General features: G+C 69.1%; 18 protein-coding genes. 7 read left to right on the top strand and 11 right to left on the bottom strand.

Going from position 1 to position 20,584, the window contains the following annotated elements:
* The first annotated feature begins 7 nt into the window (after window positions 1-7).
* From WCE37_RS02910 to WCE37_RS02890, 5 genes are all read left to right on the top strand, one after another.
* A complete protein-coding gene (locus tag WCE37_RS02910; RefSeq protein WP_343278059.1) occupies window positions 8-892 on the top strand; it encodes a DUF4097 family beta strand repeat-containing protein in 885 nt (294 codons plus the stop codon).
* Window positions 893-1,082: 190 nt separating this feature from the next.
* Window positions 1,083-2,972, top strand: a complete 1,890-nt coding sequence (locus WCE37_RS02905) for an ABC transporter ATP-binding protein (protein WP_343278058.1) — start codon at window positions 1,083-1,085, stop codon at window positions 2,970-2,972.
* A gap of 50 nt (window positions 2,973-3,022) precedes the next feature.
* Window positions 3,023-3,832: a ferredoxin--NADP reductase gene (locus WCE37_RS02900; protein ID WP_343255379.1), complete on the top strand. Its 810-nt coding sequence runs from the start codon at window positions 3,023-3,025 to the stop codon at window positions 3,830-3,832.
* Between the two features lie 75 nt (window positions 3,833-3,907).
* Window positions 3,908-4,330 carry a universal stress protein gene (locus tag WCE37_RS02895; RefSeq protein ID WP_343278057.1) on the top strand — a complete coding sequence of 141 codons (423 nt, stop codon included), beginning with the start codon at window positions 3,908-3,910 and terminating at the stop codon, window positions 4,328-4,330.
* 111 nt (window positions 4,331-4,441) lie between these two features.
* Window positions 4,442-6,652 carry a M3 family metallopeptidase gene (locus WCE37_RS02890; RefSeq protein WP_343278074.1) on the top strand — a complete coding sequence of 737 codons (2,211 nt, stop codon included), beginning with the start codon at window positions 4,442-4,444 and terminating at the stop codon, window positions 6,650-6,652.
* Window positions 6,653-6,765: 113 nt separating this feature from the next.
* Here WCE37_RS02890 and cfa read toward each other — a convergent pair whose 3' ends face one another.
* The 6 genes from cfa to WCE37_RS02860 all read right to left on the bottom strand — a co-directional run bounded on the left by cfa (window position 6,766) and on the right by WCE37_RS02860 (window position 11,199).
* The gene (gene cfa, locus WCE37_RS02885; RefSeq protein ID WP_343278056.1) at window positions 6,766-7,899 is read right to left on the bottom strand and encodes a cyclopropane fatty acyl phospholipid synthase; all 1,134 of its coding nucleotides are present in this window, start codon (window positions 7,897-7,899) and stop codon (window positions 6,766-6,768) included.
* Between the two features lie 65 nt (window positions 7,900-7,964).
* Window positions 7,965-8,822, bottom strand: coding sequence for a DUF3298 domain-containing protein (locus tag WCE37_RS02880; RefSeq protein WP_343278055.1), 858 nt, complete (start codon window positions 8,820-8,822; stop codon window positions 7,965-7,967).
* 132 nt (window positions 8,823-8,954) lie between these two features.
* Window positions 8,955-9,164 (bottom strand): cold-shock protein, encoded by a 210-nt coding sequence (locus WCE37_RS02875; RefSeq protein ID WP_343254799.1) that lies wholly within the window; start codon window positions 9,162-9,164, stop codon window positions 8,955-8,957.
* A gap of 255 nt (window positions 9,165-9,419) precedes the next feature.
* On the bottom strand, window positions 9,420-10,133 hold the full coding sequence (locus tag WCE37_RS02870) for a pseudouridine synthase (protein WP_343278054.1): 714 nt from the start codon (window positions 10,131-10,133) through the stop codon (window positions 9,420-9,422).
* A gap of 73 nt (window positions 10,134-10,206) precedes the next feature.
* Window positions 10,207-10,485: a GNAT family N-acetyltransferase gene (locus WCE37_RS02865; RefSeq protein ID WP_343278053.1), complete on the bottom strand. Its 279-nt coding sequence runs from the start codon at window positions 10,483-10,485 to the stop codon at window positions 10,207-10,209.
* 12 nt (window positions 10,486-10,497) lie between these two features.
* Window positions 10,498-11,199, bottom strand: a complete 702-nt coding sequence (locus tag WCE37_RS02860; protein ID WP_343278052.1) for a histone H1-like repetitive region-containing protein — start codon at window positions 11,197-11,199, stop codon at window positions 10,498-10,500.
* Between the two features lie 203 nt (window positions 11,200-11,402).
* On the opposite strand from WCE37_RS02860, the gene WCE37_RS02855 reads away from it, so the two are divergent.
* The gene (locus WCE37_RS02855; protein ID WP_343278051.1) at window positions 11,403-11,588 is read left to right on the top strand and encodes a hypothetical protein; all 186 of its coding nucleotides are present in this window, start codon (window positions 11,403-11,405) and stop codon (window positions 11,586-11,588) included.
* 1 nt (window position 11,589) lies between these two features.
* Here WCE37_RS02855 and WCE37_RS02850 read toward each other — a convergent pair whose 3' ends face one another.
* Entirely contained in the window at window positions 11,590-12,192 is a 603-nt protein-coding gene (locus tag WCE37_RS02850; protein WP_343278073.1) for a rhomboid family intramembrane serine protease, read from the bottom strand.
* A gap of 11 nt (window positions 12,193-12,203) precedes the next feature.
* Window positions 12,204-13,844, bottom strand: a complete 1,641-nt coding sequence (locus WCE37_RS02845; RefSeq protein ID WP_343254804.1) for an oligopeptide:H+ symporter — start codon at window positions 13,842-13,844, stop codon at window positions 12,204-12,206.
* A gap of 116 nt (window positions 13,845-13,960) precedes the next feature.
* Between WCE37_RS02845 and WCE37_RS02840 the strand changes: the two genes are divergently transcribed.
* On the top strand, window positions 13,961-15,787 hold the full coding sequence (locus WCE37_RS02840) for a M14 family metallopeptidase (RefSeq protein WP_343278050.1): 1,827 nt from the start codon (window positions 13,961-13,963) through the stop codon (window positions 15,785-15,787).
* Between the two features lie 49 nt (window positions 15,788-15,836).
* Here WCE37_RS02840 and WCE37_RS02835 read toward each other — a convergent pair whose 3' ends face one another.
* Genes WCE37_RS02835 through WCE37_RS02825 form a run of 3 tightly spaced genes read right to left on the bottom strand, consistent with a single transcriptional unit; the run spans window position 15,837 to window position 20,544 of the window.
* Window positions 15,837-16,913, bottom strand: coding sequence for a diguanylate cyclase (locus WCE37_RS02835; RefSeq protein WP_343278049.1), 1,077 nt, complete (start codon window positions 16,911-16,913; stop codon window positions 15,837-15,839).
* Window positions 16,914-16,949: 36 nt separating this feature from the next.
* Entirely contained in the window at window positions 16,950-18,857 is a 1,908-nt protein-coding gene (locus WCE37_RS02830; protein WP_343278047.1) for an ATP-binding cassette domain-containing protein, read from the bottom strand.
* A gap of 40 nt (window positions 18,858-18,897) precedes the next feature.
* The gene (locus WCE37_RS02825; RefSeq protein ID WP_343278046.1) at window positions 18,898-20,544 is read right to left on the bottom strand and encodes a YdiU family protein; all 1,647 of its coding nucleotides are present in this window, start codon (window positions 20,542-20,544) and stop codon (window positions 18,898-18,900) included.
* Window positions 20,545-20,584 lie beyond the last annotated feature (40 nt).

Here is a 20,584-nt window from a genome sequence, read left to right as displayed (position 1 = left end):
TTCCCACATGACCCGTCATCCCATCATCGGCCTCGCGCTCGCCGGCCTTGCCGGCCCGCTGCTCGCCGCCACCCCGATCAACGAAACCCGCCCGCTCGACGCACGCGGCAAAGTCGAGGTCGCCAACCTCAAGGGCCAGGTCGAGGTCCGCACCTGGGACCGCAACGAAGTCCGCATCACCGGAAGCCTGGGCGACGGCGTCGAGCGCCTGGAGATCGACGACGGCGGCCGCAAGCTGTCGGTGCGCGTGCGCTATCCGCGCAACGGCCGCGACAGCGAAGCCACCACCCTGGTGCTGGAAATCCCGCGCCAGGCCAGCCTTGACGTGGATTCGGTCGCGGCCAGCGTCGATGTCCAGGGCGTGGCCGGCGATGAGCTGGAGATCGACAGCGTCAGCGGCCGGGTGACCGCGGTCGGCGCGCCGCGCAAGGCCAGCATCGAAAGCGTCAGCGGTGACCTGAAGCTCAACCTCAACAGCCACGAGGTCGATATCGAGAGCGTCAGCGGCAAGGTCGCCCTGCGCGGCCGCATCGGTGGCCATATCGACGTGGAAACGGTGTCGGGCGACATCGATATCGACACCCGCGGCGAGCGCCTGGCGCGGCTGGAGAGCAGCTCGGTGTCGGGCGATTCCAGCATCCGGACGGCCATGGCCGACGGCGGCCGCTTCAGCTTCGAATCGGTCAGCGGCGACGTCCGCCTGGCGCTGCCGGCCGGCGTCTCGACCCGCATCGAGGCCAAGACCTTCAGCGGCGACATCGACGCCCCCGGTGCCGACGTCGTGCGCAAGCGCGTGGGCCCCGGCGCCAGCCTCGAGCACCGCTACGGCACCGGCAGCGGGTCGGTCACCATCGAAACCTTCTCCGGCGACGTGGAACTGCAGCTCGACTGAGCCCCAGTGCGACCCTCCCCTCGGCCCTCCCTCCCCCCGTAGGAGCAGCTATAGCTGTTTGTGCAAGCAGCTATAGCTGCGATCCGCGCCGCCTGCCCTGCCGCAAGGCGATCGCGGCTGTAGCCGCTCCCACAGGCTTGCGGCGCGCGCGTTGTAGCCGTCTGCACAGGGGTCGAGGCAAGATGGCGCGATGTCGACCGTCGCCAGCGCCGCCCGCAACCCGCCGTCCCCCGATCCGCAGGCGGGTCGCCCCTCGCTTCGCGAACGGCTCAGCGCCCTGCGCAATCTGCCGCCGTTCCTGCGCGAGATCTGGCGCACCAGCCGGGTACTGACCCTCACCACGCTCAGCCTGCGCCTGCTGCGGGCGGTGCTGCCGGTGGCGATGCTGTACCTGGGCAAGCTGATCATCGACGAGGCGATCCGCCTGGTCGGCACCGGCGTGGTCGGCGATGGCTTCGCCGAAGCCTGGCGCAGCGGCCAGCTCGACTACCTGGCGCTGCTGCTGGCGGCCGAATTCGGCCTCGCCATCGGCTCCGACCTGCTCGGGCGCGTGGTCTCGTACTGCGACCAGGTGCTGTCGGAGATGTTCACCAACGCCGCCAGCGTGCGCCTGATGGAACACGCGGCCACCCTGGACCTCGAAGACTTCGAGGATCCCGAACTGCAGGACAAGCTCGACCGCGCGCGGCGCCAGACCATGGGCCGGATGAACCTGATGGGCCAGCTGTTCGGCCAGGCCCAGGACGTCGTCACCATCGTCACCTTCTCCGCCGGGCTCATGATCTATGCGCCCTGGCTGATCCTGCTGCTGGCGGTGGCGCTGATCCCCGCCTTCGTGGGCGAGTCGCACTTCAATGCGCTCAACTACTCGCTCAACTTCCAGTGGACCGCCGAGCGCCGCCAGCTGGAGTACCTGCGCCAGACCGGCGCCAGCGTCGACACCGCCAAGGAAGTGAAGATCTTCGGCCTCCACCACTTCCTGGTGGAGCGCTTCCGCACGCTGTCGCAGGCCTTCCTGGTTGCCAACCGCAAGCTGGCCCGCCGGCGTGCCTTCTGGGGCACCCTCCTGGCCGCACTCGGCACGCTGGGCTATTACGTGGCCTATGCCTATATTGCCTGGCGCACGGTGCACGGCGATTTCAGCATCGGCGACCTGACCTTCCTCGCCGGCAGCTTCCGCCGCCTGCGCCAGCTGCTGGAAGGGCTGCTGGTGGGGCTGTCGCAGGTCGCAGGCCAGGCGATGTTCCTCGACGACCTGTACTCGTTTTTCGATATCGAGCCGGAGATCGTGTCGAAGCCGGGGGCATCGGCCATCCCGCGGCCCATCGCCAACGGCTTCGTGTTCGAGAACGTCGGCTTCCGCTACCCCGATGCCGCCCGCTGGGCGCTGCGCGGCGTCGAGTTCGAGCTGCGCGCGGGCGAAGTGCTGGCCCTGGTCGGCGAAAACGGCGCCGGCAAGACCACCCTGGTCAAGCTGCTCTCGCGCCTGTACGACCCCGACGAGGGCCGGATCCTGCTCGACGGCCGCGATCTGCGCGACTACGACCTCGACGACCTGCGCGCCAACATCGGCGTGATCTTCCAGGACTTCGTGCGCTTCCACATGACCGCGGCCGAGAACATCGGCGTCGGCCAGATCGACGCCATGGACGACCGCGAGCGCATCGAGGCCGCGGCGCGCCGGGCCATGGCCGACGAGGTCATCACCGGCCTGCCCCGCGGCTACGACCAGGTGATCGGCCGCCGCTTCAAGACCGGCGTCGATCTCTCCGGCGGCCAGTGGCAGAAGGTCGCCATCGCCCGCGCCTACATGCGCGACGCCCAGGTCATGATCCTCGACGAGCCCACCGCCGCGCTGGATGCACGCAGCGAGTACGAGGTGTTCCAGCGCTTCCGCGAACTCTCCGACCAGCGCACCACGGTGCTGATCTCGCACCGCTTCTCCAGCGTGCGCATGGCCGACCGCATCCTGGTGATGGCCGACGGCCTGATCGAGGCCAGCGGCACCCATGAAGGGCTGATGGCCGCCGGCGGCCGCTACGCCGAACTGTTCGAGCTCCAGGCCGCCGGATACCGCTGAGCTGAGGGCGTACAATAAGCCGGTTTCCTTCCCCTCCGGCCCGAGACAGCATGTCCTCAGCGTTTGGCACCGAGACGGTGCTGGACGTCCGTCACTGGACGGACGACTACTTCAGCTTCACCACCACCCGCGACGACGGCTTCCGCTTCGACAACGGCCAGTTCGTGATGATCGGCCTGCCGGTCGAACAGCCCGATGGCAGCACGAAGCCGCTCATGCGCGCGTATTCGATCGCCAGCGCGAACTGGGAAGAGCAGCTGGAGTTCTTCAGCATCAAGGTCGCCAACGGGCCGCTGACCTCGCGCCTGCAGCACATCGCCGCGGGCGATGAAGTGCTGATCGGCCGCAAGCCCACCGGCACCCTGCTGATCAGCGACCTGCATCCCGGGCGCAACCTGTACCTGCTGGGCACCGGCACCGGCTTCGCGCCGTGGCTGTCGATCATCAAGGACCCGGAAACCTACGAGCGCTTCGAGCGCGTGGTGCTTTGCCACGGCGTGCGCAACGAGGCCGACCTCTGCTATCGCGACTACATCGTCAACGAGCTTCCGCGCCATGAACTGCTCGGCGACATCCTGCGCGAGCGCCTGCTCTACTACCCCGCGGTCACCCGCGAGGACTTCGTGTTCGACGACCGCCCGCATCGCGGCCGCTTGACCGACTTGATGGCCACCGGCCAGATGATGGCCGACCTCGGCCTGGACGCGCTTGATCCCGCACGCGATCGCGCCATGATCTGCGGCAGCCCGGGCATGCTGGCCGACTTCCGCGCGCTGCTCGATGGCCGCGGCTTCACGCCGTCGATGCGCATCGGCGTGGTCGGCGACTATGTCTTCGAACGGGCCTTCGTCGAAAAGTGAGCCGGCGGCGCCATGCCGCGGCGCCCCGCACCGCGTAGAATCCCGCCATCACGCACGAATCCCGAGGAAATCCGCATGAAGATCCTGGTTGCCGTTGACGGCAGCGACATCAGCGTCCGCGCCGCCAGGCACGCCAACACGCTCGCCAAGAGCCTGGCCAAGCCGGCGAAGATCTTCCTGGTCGCGGTGGATGCCGCGCCCTTCCCCGGCGTCGTCACCCGCATCGGCAGGGAGGCGATGGATACCATCCACGCCGAAAACCACGAGCGCATGCTCGCGCCGGCGCGCAAGGCGCTGGCCCGAAGCAAGGCCGACGTGCGCGAACTGGCCGTCGTCGGCGAGCCGTCCGAAGCCATCCTCGCCGCCGCGAAGGACAGCAGGGCCGACCTCGTGGTGATGGGCTCGCACGGCCGCGGCTCGGTCAAGGGCATCCTGCTGGGCTCGGTGTCGAGCAAGGTCATCGCCCAGAGCGAACTGCCGGTCACCATCGTCCGCTGAGTCCCACAGGCAGTGCTGCAGCCCCCATGCCTTTCGTCACGGGGGCGGCCCTCCGGCTCGGGTTAACCTAGGGGACTCAGTCCCGCAAGGAAACGCCCGATGAAGCATCCGCTGTCGCTCGCCCTGGCCATGGCCATCGCCGGCGCAGGCATGTCGCCTGCCCTCGCCCAGTCCACCTCCGATGCGGAGGCCACCGTGTCCGCCAGCGCCGCTGCCCTCAAGGACAATCCGTTCGCGGCGAAGAGCACGCTGCCGCTGCAGTACCCGCACTTCGACAAGATCCGCGACGAGCACTTCGCCCCGGCCTTCGAGGCCGGCATGGCTGAACAGCTCGCCGAGGTCCGCGCGATCGCCGACAACCCGGAACCGCCGACCTTCGAGAACACCATCCTGCCGCTGGAAACCAACGGCAAGACCCTGGGCCGCGCGATGCGCGTGTTCTTCAACCTGGTCGGCACCGACACCAACGACGCGCGCAAGAAGCTGCAGGCCGACTATTCGGCGAAGTTCGCCGCCCACCGCGACGCGGTCTCGCTGGACCCGAAGCTGTTCGCGCGCATCAAGACGCTGCATGACAAGCGCGAGACCCTGGGCCTGGACGCCGAGGGCGTGCGCCTGGTCGAGGAGTACTACAAGGACCTGGTGCGCTCCGGCGCCGCGCTCGACGAGAGCCAGAAGGCGCGCCTGAAGGAGATCAACTCCGAGCTGGCGACGCTCGGCACCACCTTCAGCCAGAACGTGCTGGCCGAGGTCAACGACTCCGCCGTGGTGGTCGACACCGCCGCCGAGCTTGAAGGCCTGACGCCGGAACAGGTCACCGCCGCTGCCAATGCCGCCAAAACGCGCGGCCACGAAGGCAAGTACGTCATCACCCTGCTCAACACCACCGGCCAGCCGCCGCTGTCGCAGCTGGCCAACCGCGAGCTGCGCGAACGCATCCACAAGGCCTCGGTGGTCCGCGGCGCGCGCGGCAACCAGTGGGACAACCGGGAAATCGTCGCCACGGTGCTGAAGCTGCGCGCCGAGCGCGCGAAGATGCTGGGCTTCGACACCTACGCCGACTACGTGCTCGACGGCGAAACCGCCAAGACCACCGATGCCGTCAACGCCATGCTCGGCCAGCTGGCGCCCGCCGCGGTCGCCAACGCGCGGCGCGAGGCCGACAAGCTGCAGGCAATGATCGATTCCGAGCAGAAGGCCAAGGGCGAGGCGTCGTTCAAGCTCGAGCCCTGGGACTGGGCCTACTACACCGAAAAGGTGCGCAAGGCCGAGTACGACTTCGACGAATCGCAGCTCAAGCCCTACCTGGAGATGAAGAGCGTGCTCGAGGACGGCGTGTTCTTCGCCGCCAACCAGCTCTACGGCATCAGCTTCAAGGAGCGTACCGACCTGCCGAAGTACCACGAGGACACCTGGGTCTACGAGGTCTCCAACGCCGACGGCAGCCAGCTCGCGTTCTTCATCTTCGATCCCTACGCGCGCGACTCCAAGCGCGGCGGCGCCTGGATGAGCGGCTACGTCTCGCAGTCGGAGCTCGAGGGCACCAAGCCGGTGGTCGCCAACCACCAGAACATCCCCAAGCCCGAGGCCGGCAAGCCGACGCTGCTGACCTGGGACGAGGTCACCACGATGTTCCACGAGTTCGGCCATGGCCTGCACGGCATGTTCTCGGACGTGAAGTACCCCTACTTCTCCGGCACCAGCGTGCCGCGCGACTTCGTCGAGTTCCCCTCGCAGGTCAACGAGATGTGGGCCGACTGGCCGTCGATCCTGGCCAACTATGCCAAGCACCACGAGACCGGCGAGCCGATGCCGCAGGCGTTGCTGGACAAGGTGGTCGCGACCGCCAAGTTCAACCAGGGCTTCGCCACCACCGAATACCTGGGCGCGGCGATGCTCGACCAGTACCTGCACCAGCTGCCGGCCGACCGGCTGCCGGCCGCGGGTGACGTCCTCGCGACCGAGGCTACCGCGCTCAAGGCCGCCGGCCTGGACTTCGCCGCGGTGCCGCCGCGCTACCGCACCACGTACTTCAGCCACATCATGGGCGGCTACGCGGCCGGCTACTACGCCTACATCTGGTCCGAGGTGCTGGACGCCAACACCGTGGCCTGGATCGAGGAGAACGGCGGCCTGACCCGCGCCAACGGCGACCGTTTCCGCGCCACGCTGCTGTCGCAGGGCGGCAGCAAGGACGCGCTGCAGCTGTTCACCGACTTCTCGGGCAAGACGCCGGATATCACGCCGCTGCTGGTGAAGCGTGGCCTGGATGCCACCACCGAGGACGGCGCCCCGCCGTCCGGAACCATCCAGCAGGACTGATGCAAGCAGACTTCCCCCGCTCCGGCGGGGGAAGTCTTTTGTGGAGCAGCCGCTCCCACAAAAAAGGCTCTTCTCCCAAGTGAGGGTGAGAGGCACACGGCCGACAGCGCCGCTCAGCGCGGCACGACGATGCCGCCGGGCACGCCCTGCGGCGACATCAGCACCTGCCACAGCTGGGTCCGCCGCATCCTGAAGGCCGCCATCGAGCAGCCCAGGTAATAGCGCCACATGCGCCGGAAGCGCTCGTCGTAGCGCGCCGGCAGCCGCTCCCACGCTGCTTCGGCGTTGTCGCGCCAGGCCTGCAGGGTCAGGTCGTAGTCGGCGCCGAAGTTGTGCCAGTCCTCGATCACGAACAGGCCCTCGCTGGCCTCCGCCAGCTGGCGCGCCGAGGGCAGCATCGAGTTCGGGAAGATATGGCGCGCGATCCAGGGGTCGGTGCGGCGACGCGAGGCGCTGCCGCCGATGCTGTGCAGCAGGAACAGGCCGTCCGCGGGTAGCAGCGAGCGCACAAGGTCGAAATAGCCGCGGTAGTTGCGCGAGCCCACGTGCTCGAACATGCCGATGGACAGCACCCGGTCGAAGCGTGCGCCGCGGAGCGCGCGGTAGTCCTGCAGGCGGAATTCCAGCGGCAGGCCCTCGCACAGCCCCTCGGCGAAGGCCTGCTGTTGCCGTGAGATGGTCACGCCCACGCCGCTGACGCCGTACCGCTCCGCCGCGAACTTCAGCGCCTCGCCCCAGCCGCAGCCGATATCGAGCACGCGCATGCCGGGCCGCAGGCCGAGCTTGCGGCAGACCAGGTCAAGCTTGGCTTCCTGGGCGGCATCGAGCGACTCCACCCGCCTGCCGTCACGGTCATGCCAATAGCCGCAGCTGTAAACCAGGCGGCGGCCGAGCATGGCGCGGTACAGGTCGTTGCCGAGGTCATAGTGGCGCTCGCCCACCGCGTAGGCGCGCCGCCCGAGCTGCAGGTTGAGCAGGCGCGCGGCGGCGGCGTCGCGGAGGTCGGCCCAACCGGGCGCACGGCGGTCCAGCCCCGCCGCGAGCAGGCGCCCGATCAACTGGTCAAGCGAGGACGTCTCCCACCAGCCATCCATGTAGGACTCGCCCAGGGCCAGCGAGCCCCCGGCCAGCAGCCGCGCCGGCAGCCTGGAGTCATGAACCCGCATGTCCCAGGGCCTGTCGCCGCCCACGCGGACATCGGCGGAGGCCAGCAGGCCATGGACGCGTTCCCGGATCGGATGCATCACCGCCCCCGAAATGGCCCGGGACGATGCTAGCGCCTCGCGGCGGCGGGGCCAACCCGGCCCGGCGCTCAATTCGGGGCGAACAGGCTCCGGTACGGCTCCGAAACGTGCGGAAGCAGCACGCTCGCCGGCACGTCGACCGTCTGCACGCCATCGGAGTACGGTCCCACCTGGTAGGGCGGGAACACGAAGCGCAGCCCCCGCAGGCGGCCGTCGGCCCCCGGGAGCGGCTCGAAGTGGGTGAAGTTGGCCGCGTCCGGCCCGGTGCCCTCATCGATCATCCGCCCACCGCTGCGCTGCAGGCGCGCCCGATCCTCGGGCTCGAGGTTCTCGTCGGCATCCAGGCGCTGCGAGAGCGCCCCGTGCAGGGACTCGCGCACGAACGCCGAGACATCGTTCCAGGCATCCGGCCCTTCGACCAGGGCTTCGGCGCGGAGCATTTCGTTGCGACCCGGCAGCCACACGAAACGCGCGACCAGCGGAGCGCCGTGGGCGCCGCCGGTATAGCTGGTACCCGTGGCCTGCACCGCCACCACCTCGGGCGACTGCATCACCATGTCGAATGGCAGCGACAGGTCGTAGGGGGCGCCGGCGCCGGGGGCTTCGGGATCCCGCGCTTCAACCGCGTCCATCAGGTCGGCGCGGGCGGCATCCGCATAGCGTCCAATCTCCGCCGCCAGCCCCGGATGGCGATTGATGCCTGGCGGATAGCTGATGCCGATGATGTAGCGCGGGTCGGACTCCATCACGTCCTCGAGCACCCGCGGCTCCTCGCCCCGGGCATCCGCATCGGTGATGGCGGCCGCCGGATCCGGCGCCGGGCCGCTTGCCGCGCCCCCCGGCACCTCGGCCTCGCGACGGCATCCGGCCACGGCCAGCGCCACCAGCAGGATCAGCGGCACGATGCGACAAGAGCGACGAATCATCTGGAACCCCCCCGTTCAAACCATGGAAGGCACAGGCTAGTGGCCCGGGCGTGACGCCGGTGCTTACGCCCGGACATTAAAAAAGCCCCGGACGTTGCCGTCCGGGGCTTCTTATGCAGCGATGTGCGGACCTTAGATGGCCTGCACTTCGTCGGCCTGCAGGCCCTTCTGGCCCTGCACAACCTTGAACGAAACCTGCTGGCCTTCCTGCAGCGACTTGAAGCCGGTGCCCTGGATCGAACGGAAGTGGACGAACAGGTCCTGGCCGCTCTCAGGCGTGATGAAGCCGAAGCCCTTGGCGTCGTTGAACCACTTGACGGTGCCGGTCTGACGATCGGACATGGTGTTACTCCTTGAACAGTTTTGAAATGACACGGTCCGCAAGCGGATCCGAGACTGCGAAGCAAGGGGTAGCACAGGAACGATGGAGCGGATCGTCGGAAGCTGGCGCAAACGCCTTGTAACCTTGGATCTACCGCACCGGAGCCACGATGTACCGTGATCCCGCTTTGAACAGTGGGCGAACCATACCGCAAAATCGATGGCAAATGTGAACGGCGTGTACCGTTCGTCGCCATGGCGGCTCCGGGCGAACCCTTACCAGGCCTCCTGCTGCGGCAAAAGGACCTTCAGTTCGGCGTCGCTGAGGTTCCGCCAGCGCCCGGGCTTGAGGTGGCCGAGCTGGACCGGGCCCACGCGCACCCGCACCAGCCGCTTCACCCGATAGCCGAAGTGCGCCGCCATCAGTCGCACCTGCCTGTTCAGCCCCTGCACGAGGGTGATCCGGTAGCCGAAGCGGCCGAGCTTGCGGGTCCTGCATGGCAGGGTGGTCTCGCCGTGGACAGGCACCCCGCGGGCCATGCCGCGCAGGAACTCGTCGGTGACCGGGTTGTTCACCGCCACCAGGTACTCCTTCTCCAACTTGTTTTCCGCGCGCAGCACGGCGTTGACGATATCGCCGTTGCTGGTCATCAGGATCAGGCCCTCGGAATCCTTGTCCAGCCGCCCGATCGGGAAGATGCGCTGCTGGTGGCCCACGAAATCGACGATATTGCCGGCGACCCCTGACTCCGTGGTGGAGGTGATGCCCACCGGCTTGTACAGGGCGATGTACACGTGCTTGCGCTTGTCCGGCGCAGTGACGCGCGGGCGCAGCGGCTGGCCGTCGAGCAGGACCGTGTCGCCTTCGCCGACCTCGGCGCCGATCCGCGCACGCATGCCGTTGACGGTGACCCGGCCCTCGCCGATAAGGCGGTCGGCCTCCCGTCGCGAGCAGGCGCCGGTTTCACTGATGTGTTTGTTGAGGCGCATGGCCGTCGGCACCGACCGAGGTTGAAAAGGGGCGCAAGTCTGGCAGATCACGCGCCAGAGCGCGCGGCGCGCTTCAGTCCAGCACGTCGGCGTACTCGGGATGGCGGCCTGCCCATGCCTCGGCGTAGGCACAGAGCGGGCGGACCTTCCAGCCTTCGGTGCGGGCGTGGTGGAAGGCGGCTTCCACAAGCTTGCCGGCGATGCCGCGCCCGCCAATGGCCTCGGGCACCCGGGTGTGGGTGATGTGCATGCGGCCATCGGCCATCTCGTAGTCGAGGTTGGCGACGTGGCCGTCGACCTCGGTCACGAACCGGCCGGGAATGCCGTGGTGGGTGATATCCGGGGTGCCCATCGCGCTCACTCCTCAGTCGGTGTCGCCACGGCCATCGCGCTTGCCCTGGTTATGGCGGTCGGTGGTGGACATGCTGCCGTGGATCGAAGCCATCCGCGACTCGCCCGCGTGCAGGTCATGTGCCTTGCTCGCCGCCTGCGGCGACTGGTAGCCGGGCTGCGGAACATGGTCGGCGACCGGGTCGAGCGACTGCCAGGGCTGAGGTGAGCGATCGCGCTCCTGCTTTGCCTCGAGCAGCTTGCGGGTGTTCGCGAGCGCACGCTCGGGCGAAACCTTCTTGGCGGTGGCCTTCTTCGCGGTGGCCTTCTTCGCGGTGGCCTTCTTCGCTGTGGCCTTCTTCGCGGTGGCCTTCTTCGCGGTGGCCTTCTTCGCCGTGGCCTTCTTCGCGGTGGCCTTCTTCGCCACCACCTCAGGCGCGGTCCTGCGGGCTTCGACGAAGCGCCCCAGGATTTCGGCCAACAGCTCTTCCTTGCGTGCGGTCCTTGCCGCAACGCCGCCCGGGCCAGTCGCCTTGCTGTCGCCGCGCTTGCGCGCAGCGACGCGCTGACGCTTCAGCATGTCCCGTGCGCGGTCGCGCGAGGCACGTGCGCGCGTAGCGCGTCCGGCCAGCGCCGCCCGGTCAAGCCCGCGCAGGGCATTGGCCCGGCTGTCGTCGTACAGGCGCATCTCGGCCTTGTTGAGCAGTTCGGTCGCCTGGGCGCGGGTAAAGGCCATCTGCTTTCTCCATTTGGTGACGGATGCATGGGTATCACGGAATGGATTCAGGCGCGGTGAGTGCGGCCGGCCCGGGTCACTGCCGGCCCGACCCGGCGCGTTTGTGACAGGAAGCGTCACCCTGCCCGCTCGGCCGCCATGTTGGCCCGGACTGGCACGTTTGATGCATGCATTCCGGCACGCAGCCCAGACGGAGAGCCACCATGCACGCCACCACCGAAACCCGCGCAGCGCACGAAGCCGTCACCCGGCTGTTCGACCTGTCCTGTTCCGGCGAGGTCGACAACGTCGAGTTCAACCAGCTCGATTCGCTGGTCTACGCGCGCCTGCTCCAGGCCTACGAATGCGACGAGAAAGGCCTCCGCACCGGCGACGAATCGATCTCCTGATTCAGGACATCGGCGACATCAGCCGCGCCAGGAAGACCTCGACCACGCCCGGCTCCATGATCACCGTGAACAGCAGGCCGTAGCCCGCGCCCCACAGGTGGGCGCTGTGGTTGACGTTGTCACCGCCGCGGCGCTCCATCCAGATCGAATAGCCGACGTAGAGCACGCCGTAGACGATCGCCGGCACCGGGATGAAGAACACGAAGATCAGCGCCCAGGGCTGCACCAGGATGAAGGCGAACAGCACCGCCGACACCGCGCCCGACGCACCGAGGCTGCGATAGCCGGCATCGTGGCGATGGCGCAGGTAGGTGGGCAGGATCGCCACCACGATCGCCGACAGGTAGAACAGCGCGAACCCGAGCGAACCGATGTAGGGCGCGAAGATCTGTTCGACGTAACGCCCGAAGAAAAACAGCGTGACCATGTTGAACAGCAGGTGCTGCCAGTCGGCGTGCACGAAGCCGTGCGTGACCAGGCGGTCGAACTGCCTTTGGCGTTCGATCGCCGGGGGCCACAGCAGCAGGCGCTCGAGCAGGCGCCGGTTGCCGAAGGCCTGCCACGACACCAGCACCGTCAGCGCCAGGATCACCAGGGTGACCATGCCCCCGCCGCTCACGTCGCCACTCCCGCGGACACGCGGTAGTTGTCCTGCATCGGATACCTGCGCGCATAGGCCGCGAACGCCAGCGCCGCCAGGAATGCGAACAGGGCGAAGAAGAACATCAGGAACGCGTTCTCGCTGAGCCCGGTGGAGGCGATGGCCGAGGTCACCGCGTCGTTGCGGACGCCGGCGTTGGTCAGCAGCACCCAGAGGCTGCCGAAGGTGCTGGTCAGGTACCAGAAGGCCATGATCACGCCCTTCATCGCGTGCGGCGCCTGGCTGTAGGCGAACTCGAGTGCGGTCGCCGAAACCAGCACTTCGCCGAAGGTCAGCAGCAGGTAGGGCAGGCTCTGCCAGGCCAGCGAGACCTCGGCGCCACCGTCGAGCCACAGCTGAAGTACGCCGGCCGCGATCCAGGCGATCCCCGAGAACACGATGCCCCAGCCCATCCGGCGCAGCGCGGTGACCGTGAAGCCCATGCGGCGCAGCAGCGGGTACAGCACCAGGTTGTTGAACGGGATCAGCAGCATTACCAGCAGCGGGTTGAGCGCCTGCATCTGCGCCGCCTCCTTGATCAGCCAGCTCGGCCACCACCAGGCCTCGTGCGGGATCAGCATGGTGTTGCCCTGGATGATCCAGGTCGAGGCCTTCTGGTCGAACAGCGACCAGAACGGGGTCACCAGCGCGAACACGATCAGGATGCGCAGCACCGCGCGCACGCCGTCGACCGCCGCGTCCGGGTGCAGGCCACGCGCGCGCTCGAGCTGCAGCGATGCGCCCCAGCCGACGCAGGCGATCACCACGCCCAGCGCCAGGCAGGCGGTGATGACGAAACCGAAGGCATCGGGCCAGGGCAGCGGCACGCCGGCTGCGTCCAGCGCCCAGAGCGCAAGCATCAGCACCGCGATCGCCACGCCGACGCGCGCGACCAGGGTGCCGGAGCCGCCCTGCTCCGCGCCGTGCCTGCGCAGCGCGGTCCGCACCACGTTGAGGAAGGAATCCGGGTCGGCGCCCGAGGGCGGCACGTTGACGTACTGCTTGCGGCCGAGCCAGAACACGAAGGTGGCGATGAACATCAACACGCCGGGCACGCCAAAGGCGACCGCCGGCCCGTAGCTGCGCAGCAGCAGCGGCGCCAGCAGGGATGCGAAGAAGGAGCCGAAGTTGATGATCCAGTAGAACGCGTCGAAGACGATCTTCGCCTTCGACTTGTTGGTCTGGTCGAACTGGTCGCCGCAGAAACTCACCACCAGCGGCTTGATTCCGCCCGAACCCAGTGCGATCAGGAACAGGCCGGCGTAGAAGCCGTTGCGGCTGTCCTCGAACATCGCCAGGCAGGCATGGCCGGCGCAGTAGATCAGCGAGAACCAGAGGACGGTGTTGTACTTGCCGAAGTAGCGGTCCGACAGCCAGCCGCCCAGCAGCGGGAAGAAGTACACGCCGATGACGAAGGTGTGGAAGATATCCTTGGCCGCGCCCTCGCGCTCGGGTCCAGCCGGCAGGTAGGCCAGCAGCATCGAGCTGATCAGGAACGGGATGAGGATGTTCCTCATGCCGTAGAAGCTGAAGCGCTCGCAGGCCTCGTTGCCGATGATGTAGGGGATCTGGCGCGGCAATCTGCCGGCGTCGGCGGCAACGGGGGCGTGGCTCATGCGGTGTGGCCGGTCTGCGGTCGAAGCCGCGAAGGCTAGCGTATCCGCCGCCGCCGCGCTTTGGCCGAAAGGCATGGACGCGGCATCATGGGCGCCCGTCACCCCGGCTCGAGCCCATGTCCAGATCCGCCTTCGCCGCATTGCCGCTGTGCCTGCTGCTTGCGCTGCCGGCCCTAGCCGCAGCCTCCGGTCCGGACGCAGGCGCGGACGCCTCCCCCGCGCCGCCTGCCGTCGGCGCGGCGCCGCCGCCGGCCACGATCGCCGAACAGTCGGGCTTCGTGCGCACCGGACGGTACGACGAGGTGATCGCGCTGTGCGCCGGCTTTGCCACGCGCTATCCGGACGCGGTGCGCTGCATCGACTTCGGCACCACGCCGGAGGGGCGGCCGATGAAGGCGCTGGTCGCCTCGCGCAGCGGTGCGCTGGCGCCGGAGGCCGCGCGTGCGGCCGGCCTGCCGGTGCTGCTGGTCCAGGGCGGCATCCACGCCGGCGAGGTCGATGGCAAGGACGCCGGCTTCCTGGCCCTGCGCCAGGCCCTGGACGGCGAGGCCGCAGCGGGCGCTCTTGAAAAGCTGGTGCTGGTGTTCGTGCCGGTCTTCAACGCCGACGGCCACGAGCGCTTCGGCGCCTGGAACCGGCCAAACCAGCGCGGCCCCGAGAAGATGGGCTGGCGCACCACCGCGCAGAACTACAACCTCAACCGCGACTACCTGAAGGCCGATGCGCCGGAGATGCGCGCGATGCTCGGCCTGGTCGAGGCCTGGGACCCGATCGCCTACGTCGACCTGCACGCCACCAACGGCGCCCAGTTCGAACACGACATATCGGTGCAGATCGAGCCCCTGCACTCCGGTGACGCCGCGCTGGCCCGTGCCGGCCTGGCGCTGCGCGACAGCCTGCTCGACGACCTCGCCGCCCAGGGCTCGCTGCCCCTGCCCTTCTACCCCTCGTTCGAGGTCCATGACGATCCCAGTTCCGGCATCGTCGACGGCGTCTCCCCGCCGCGCTTCTCGCACGGCTACTTCCCGCTGCGCAATCGTTTCGGAATCCTGGTCGAAACCCATTCGTGGAAGGAGTACCCGGTGCGCGTCGCCATTACCCGCAACCTGGTGATCGGCATGCTGGAGCAGACCGCATCGCGGGGCCGCGAATGGCTGGAGGTCGCGGCCGCGGCCGATGGCCGCGCGGCGCGGCTCGCGGGCCAGGCCGTGCCGCTGGACTACATCGCCACCGACCGGGTGCGCAGCGTGGACTTCCGCGGCTACGCCTGGGCGCGCACGCACTCCGACGTGTCCGGAGCGCTCGCCACGCGTTACGACGAAACCACGCCGCAGATATGGAAGATGCCGCTGCGCGACGAGATCGTGCCCGGCCGCAGCGTGGCCGCACCGGGCGCGGGCTACCTGGTGCCGGCGCGCCATGCCGCCCAGGTCACGCGCTGGCTGGACGTCCATGGCATCGGCTACCGCCGCGTGGCGCAGCCCCTCCCGGGCGTCGCGATCGAAGCGTTCCGCGCCGACGCCGCGCAGCTGGCAGCGGCTTCCAGCGAAGGACGGCAGCGCCTGGAGGTCGAAGGCAACTGGCGCTCCGAAACCCGCGACCTTGGTGCCGGCGCGCTGTTCGTGCCCATCGCCCAGCCGCGCGCGCGCCTGGTGATGGCGATCCTGGAACCCCGGGCACCCGACTCGATGGCGGCCTGGGGCGAGTTCAACAACGCCTTCGAAGCCAAGGAGTACATGGAGTCCTACGTCGCCGAAGCCGTCGCCCGCGACATGCTTCGCGATCCGGCGGTCCGCGATGCCTTCGAGCGCCGCGTGGCGGAAGACGCGGAGTTCGCGGCCAGCCCGCGGGCCCGGCTGGAGTGGTTCCATCGCCGCCACGCAAGCTGGGACGAGCGCCTGGGGCTTTACCCGGTCTTCCGCACCGACACCGCGCCCGACTGACCGCCGCCCGGCAGGCAACACGGCGCGACGCGGCCCCCATCCGACCTGCTCAACGCGGCCGCTGGCAGGCCAGCGTCATGTCGGACTCGACCCGGTTGCGGCCCGCCGCTTTCGCCCGGTACATCGCGCCGTCCGCTCGCTGCAGCCACTCGTCGGCGGTGACTACCGCAAGATCGACCTCGGCCAGGCCAATGCTCAACGTGCAGTTCTGCAGCACCGCCTCCTCGGGGCGCTCGGCGAGAAAGGTGGTGCGCACGCGCTCGGCCACCCGCAGTGCCCCCTGCAGCCCGGTCTCTGCCAGCAGCACGCCGAACTCGTCGCCGCCGTAGCGCGCCGGCGTGTCGATGTCCCGGGCACAGATCTCCAGCACCCGGGCCACGTTGCGCAGCACCTCGTCGCCCGCGATGTGGCCGTGGTTGTCGTTGACCTCCTTGAGGTTGTCGACATCGACCAGCATCAGCACCGCCGGCCGCCGCGTGCGCGCATGCCTGGCCAGCTCGGCGGCCAGGGCCTCGTTCCAGCCGCGCCGGTTGCGCAGGCCGGTCAGCGCGTCGATGCGGTTGAGCCGCCGCAGCTGGCGGTTCTTCGCGCTTACGTGGCGCCCGAGCTCGTAGGTGATCGTGGCCAGCACCAGCGGGTACACGATCAGGAACGGCAGCGTGGCAAGAATGCCCGTCATGCTGCTTTCGAGTCCGACAGGGAATCCAAGCGCCGCGGACACCAGCACGCAGGCGACGAGCAGCGCGGGCGTGGTGCGCGCGACGAAGCGCCAGCCGCCGACTGCGATCTTGTCCATGGTGGCCATGACCAGCAGCACGGCGCTGGGCACCAGATTGAATTGCATGAGTGCGATCCAGGCGCCGGCGGCGGCCGAGTCGATCACCAGATGCCGCTGCGCGGCCAGCTTCGGCTCGTGCGCGCGGTGCGTGAGCCAGCGCGCAAGCAGCGGCCACGCGAATCCATTGAAGGCCCACAGCGCCCAGGTCCAGGCCGGCGCGTCGTTGCCTGCCAGCACCGCGGCCACGAGCAGCGCCGACAGGGCGCCTCCCAGGGTTCGCATGTGGTGCACGCGCGCGACGAAGCGGCCCTCGCGCTCACGGACTCCAGACTGGTCTGACGATTGCATCCGCGCAGGGTGGCCCCGTTCCGCCCGTGCGGCAAGTCAGTCCGAGTCCGCGTCCAGCGCCTCCCAGCGTGCATACGCGACATCGAGCTCGGCCTGGGCATCGGCCATCGCTGCATTGTGCGCGGCGATGGCGGCGCTCCCTCCCTGGAAGAACGCCGGATCCGACAGCCTGGCAGTGAGCCCGGCCATCCGGCCTTCAAGGGCTTCGATGCGCGCCGGCAGCTGCTCGAGCTCCCGCGCCTCCTTGAAGCCCAGCTTTCGGCGCGGTGCCGGTGCCGGGGCCGGTGCTGCAGCCGCGCTCGCCGTTGGCCTGGTTCCGGCACGGCCTTGCGACGCCGTGGCCAGGGCCGGGACGGCCGACGACTTCTGCCGCAGCCAATCGCTGTATCCGCCGACGTATTCGCCGATGCGGCCCTCGCCGCCGTCCTGCATCACCAGGGTGGAGGTCACCACGTTGTCGAGGAAGTCGCGGTCGTGGCTGACCAGCAGCAGCGTGCCCGGGTAGTCGGCCAGCAGTTCCTCGAGCAGCTCGAGCGTCTCGACGTCGAGGTCGTTGGTGGGTTCGTCCATCACCAGCAGGTTCGACGGTTGCGCGAACAGCTTGGCCAGGAGCAAGCGGTTGCGTTCGCCGCCGGACAGTCGGGTGATCGGCGCGCGCGCGCGTTCGGGCGTGAACAGGAAATCCTGCAGGTAGCCGATCACGTGCTTGCGCTTGCCGCCGACCTCGACGAAGTCCTGGCCCTCGGCCACGTTCTCCAGTGCATTCCAGTCCTCGCGCAGGGTCGCGCGGTACTGGTCGAAATAGGCGATCTGCAGCTGGGTGCCGATGCGGATCTCGCCGGACTGCGGCTGCAGTTGGCCGAGCAGCAGCTTCAGCAGCGTGGTCTTGCCGCTGCCGTTGGCGCCGACCAGGCCGATGCGGTCGCCGCGCAGGATGGTGGTGGAGAAGTCGCGCACCATCGCGCGGTCGCCGAACGCGAACGACACCTCCTTGGCCTCGATCACCTTCTTGCCCGAAGCCCCGGCCTGCGCGGTATCCATGCGCACGTTGCCGGTCAGCTCGCGGCGCTTGGCGCGGTCGTTGCGCATCGCCTCCAGGCGCCGCACGCGGCCTTCGTCACGGGTGCGGCGCGCCTTGATGCCCTGGCGGATCCAGATCTCCTCCTGCGCCAGCATCTTGTCGAAGCGCGCGTTCTCCTGCGCCTCGGCGTTGAGCCGCTCTTCCTTGCGGCGCAGATAGTTGCCCCAGTCGCCGGGCCAGCTGGTCACCTGGCCGCGGTCGATCTCGACGATCCGCGTGGCCAGCGCGCGCAGGAAGCGGCGGTCATGGGTGACGAACACCAGCGCGCCGGACCAGCCCTTCAGGAAGCTCTCCAGCCAGTCGATGGCGGCGATGTCGAGGTGGTTGGTGGGCTCGTCCAGCAGCAACAGGTCGGGCGCCGACACCAGCGCGCGCGCCAGCAGCACGCGGCGCTTCATGCCGCCGGAAAGCTCGGAGAACGCCAGCTCGCCGTCGAGGTCGAGCTTCTGCAGGGTCTCCTCCACCCGCTGGTCCGCGGCCCAGCCGTCGGCGGCATCGATCTTCGCCTGCACCGCCGACATCGCGTCGGCATCGTAGTTGTCGCCGTGGCTCAGGTGGTGGAACTCGGCCAGCCAAGCGCCCAGCTCGCCCATGCCTTCGGCAACGACGTCGAACACGGTGCCGCCGGCGCCGGCAGGCACCTCCTGCTCCAGGCGCGACACGCGCACGGTGCCGTCGCGGCGGATGTCGCCGTCGTCGGGTTTGATCTCGCCCGACAGCAGGCGCATCAGGGTGGACTTGCCGGCGCCGTTGCGGCCGATCAGCGCGATGCGCTCGCCGGGTTCAATGGCCAGCTCGACTTTCTCGAGCAGGAGCGGACCGCCGACGCTGTAGTCGACCGAATTCAGTGTGATCAGGGGCATCCGCCCATTCTACCGGTCGCGGGCGCCGCGACCGGCATGTTCATGAACTGCAGGACAGCATCGAGCAGCCGGCGCGGTCTCGGGCCCAGTCGGGGCGCAGGGCGGCAAAGGCTTCGCGGCCCGGCTGCTCGCCGTAGGGGTCCCGGAACACGTCCAGCAGCTCGGCGATTCCCGACTCGTCGCCGGATTCGGCGCGGTCGATCGCCTGCTGGGCCAGGTAGTTGCGCGGCACGTAGCGCGGATTGGCGGCGTGCATGTGGGCAACCCGGGCCTCGCGGGGCAGCGCGTCCGCCCGGCAGCGGGCGGCGTAACGGGCGAGCCAGGCGTCCAGCGCAGCGGCGTGGTCGGCCAGGCGGGCGAGGTCGTAGAAGGCGCTGCGCAGCGGCATGGCCGGCGGAGTCCCTGCTTCGACATCGATGTCCGACAGCGCGCGGAAGAAGCGTGTCATGTCGGCGCCGCTGCGGTGCATCAGCGCCTGCAGCGTGCGCATCAGCTCGACGTCGCCATCGCTGCAGTCTGACAGCCCCAGCTTGGCGGCGGCATTGTCGCGCTCGCACTCGGCCCAGGTGGCCGCGTAGGCGTCGAGCCCGGCCTGCAGCGGTGCGGCATCGGCGAACAGCGGCGACAGCGCGCCGGCCAGCCGCGACAGGTTCCAGTGTGCGATGCGCGGCTGCCAGCCGAAGCGGTAGCGGCGCCCCTTCGCATCGGTGGTATTGGGGGTCCAGTCGGGGTCGTAATCGTCGATCCAGCCATACGGGCCGTAGTCGATCGTGAGCCCGAGGATCGACATGTTGTCGGTGTTGAGCACGCCGTGGACGAAGCCCACGCGCATCCAGTGGCCGACCAGCCGTGCCGTGCGCACGCAGACCTCATGGAACCAGCGCGCGAACAGCGCCTCGTCGAACGCGCCCGCTGCGCGCAGGGCCGCAAGCGACCGCCCCTGGCCGTCGCATGGCGCGCCGTTCCCGCGCCCGTCATCGCCTGCACTCCCGAGCAGCCATGGAAAATCCCGCCAGATGCAGAACTCGGCCAGCGCGCGCAGCAGGTCCACGTCGCCGCGCGAAGCCGGCAGCTCGAAGGTCCCGAAGCGGATGAACGACGGCGCCACCCGGCACACGACCGCCCCGGGCTCCGGCCGCGGATGGCCGTCGTAGAACATGTCGCGCACCACGGTGTCGCCGGTGGCCACGAGCGACAGCGCGCGGGTGGTCGGCACGCCCAGGTGATGCATGGCTTCACTGCACAGGAACTCGCGGATCGAGGAGCGCAGCACCGCGCGGCCATCTGCGCCGCGGGAATACGGCGTCTGCCCCGCGCCCTTGAGCTGCAGTTCGTGCCTGCTGCCATCGGCGGCCACGGCTTCGCCGAGGCTAATCGCACGCCCGTCGCCGAGCTGGCCGGCCCAGTGCCCGAACTGGTGGCCGCCGTAGTTCGCGGCCCAGGGGTCCATGCCCTCGAGCAGCCGGTTGCCGCCGAAGACCCGGGCGAACGACGGCGAGGCAACGTCGCCCGCGTCGACACCCAGCTGAGCGGCCACCTCGGCCGCATGCGCGACCAGCCGCGGCGCCGCAACCGGCGTCGGCGCGACCCGCGACCACGCCGCACCCTGTACCTGGCGCACGCCCGGCCCGGCGAGCGGATCGCCAGGGAGTTCGCGCAGGAAGGCGTTGTCGAAGCGCAGTTGCATGCGCGCAGTGTGGCAGGCGGAGCGCGACGGCTCCGTGCGC

This window comes from Luteimonas sp. MJ250 (genome assembly GCF_039548455.1).
Lineage (GTDB): Bacteria > Pseudomonadota > Gammaproteobacteria > Xanthomonadales > Xanthomonadaceae > Luteimonas.
Note: the sequence above shows the minus strand (reverse complement) of the source record. Positions and strands in the feature narration are given on the sequence as shown.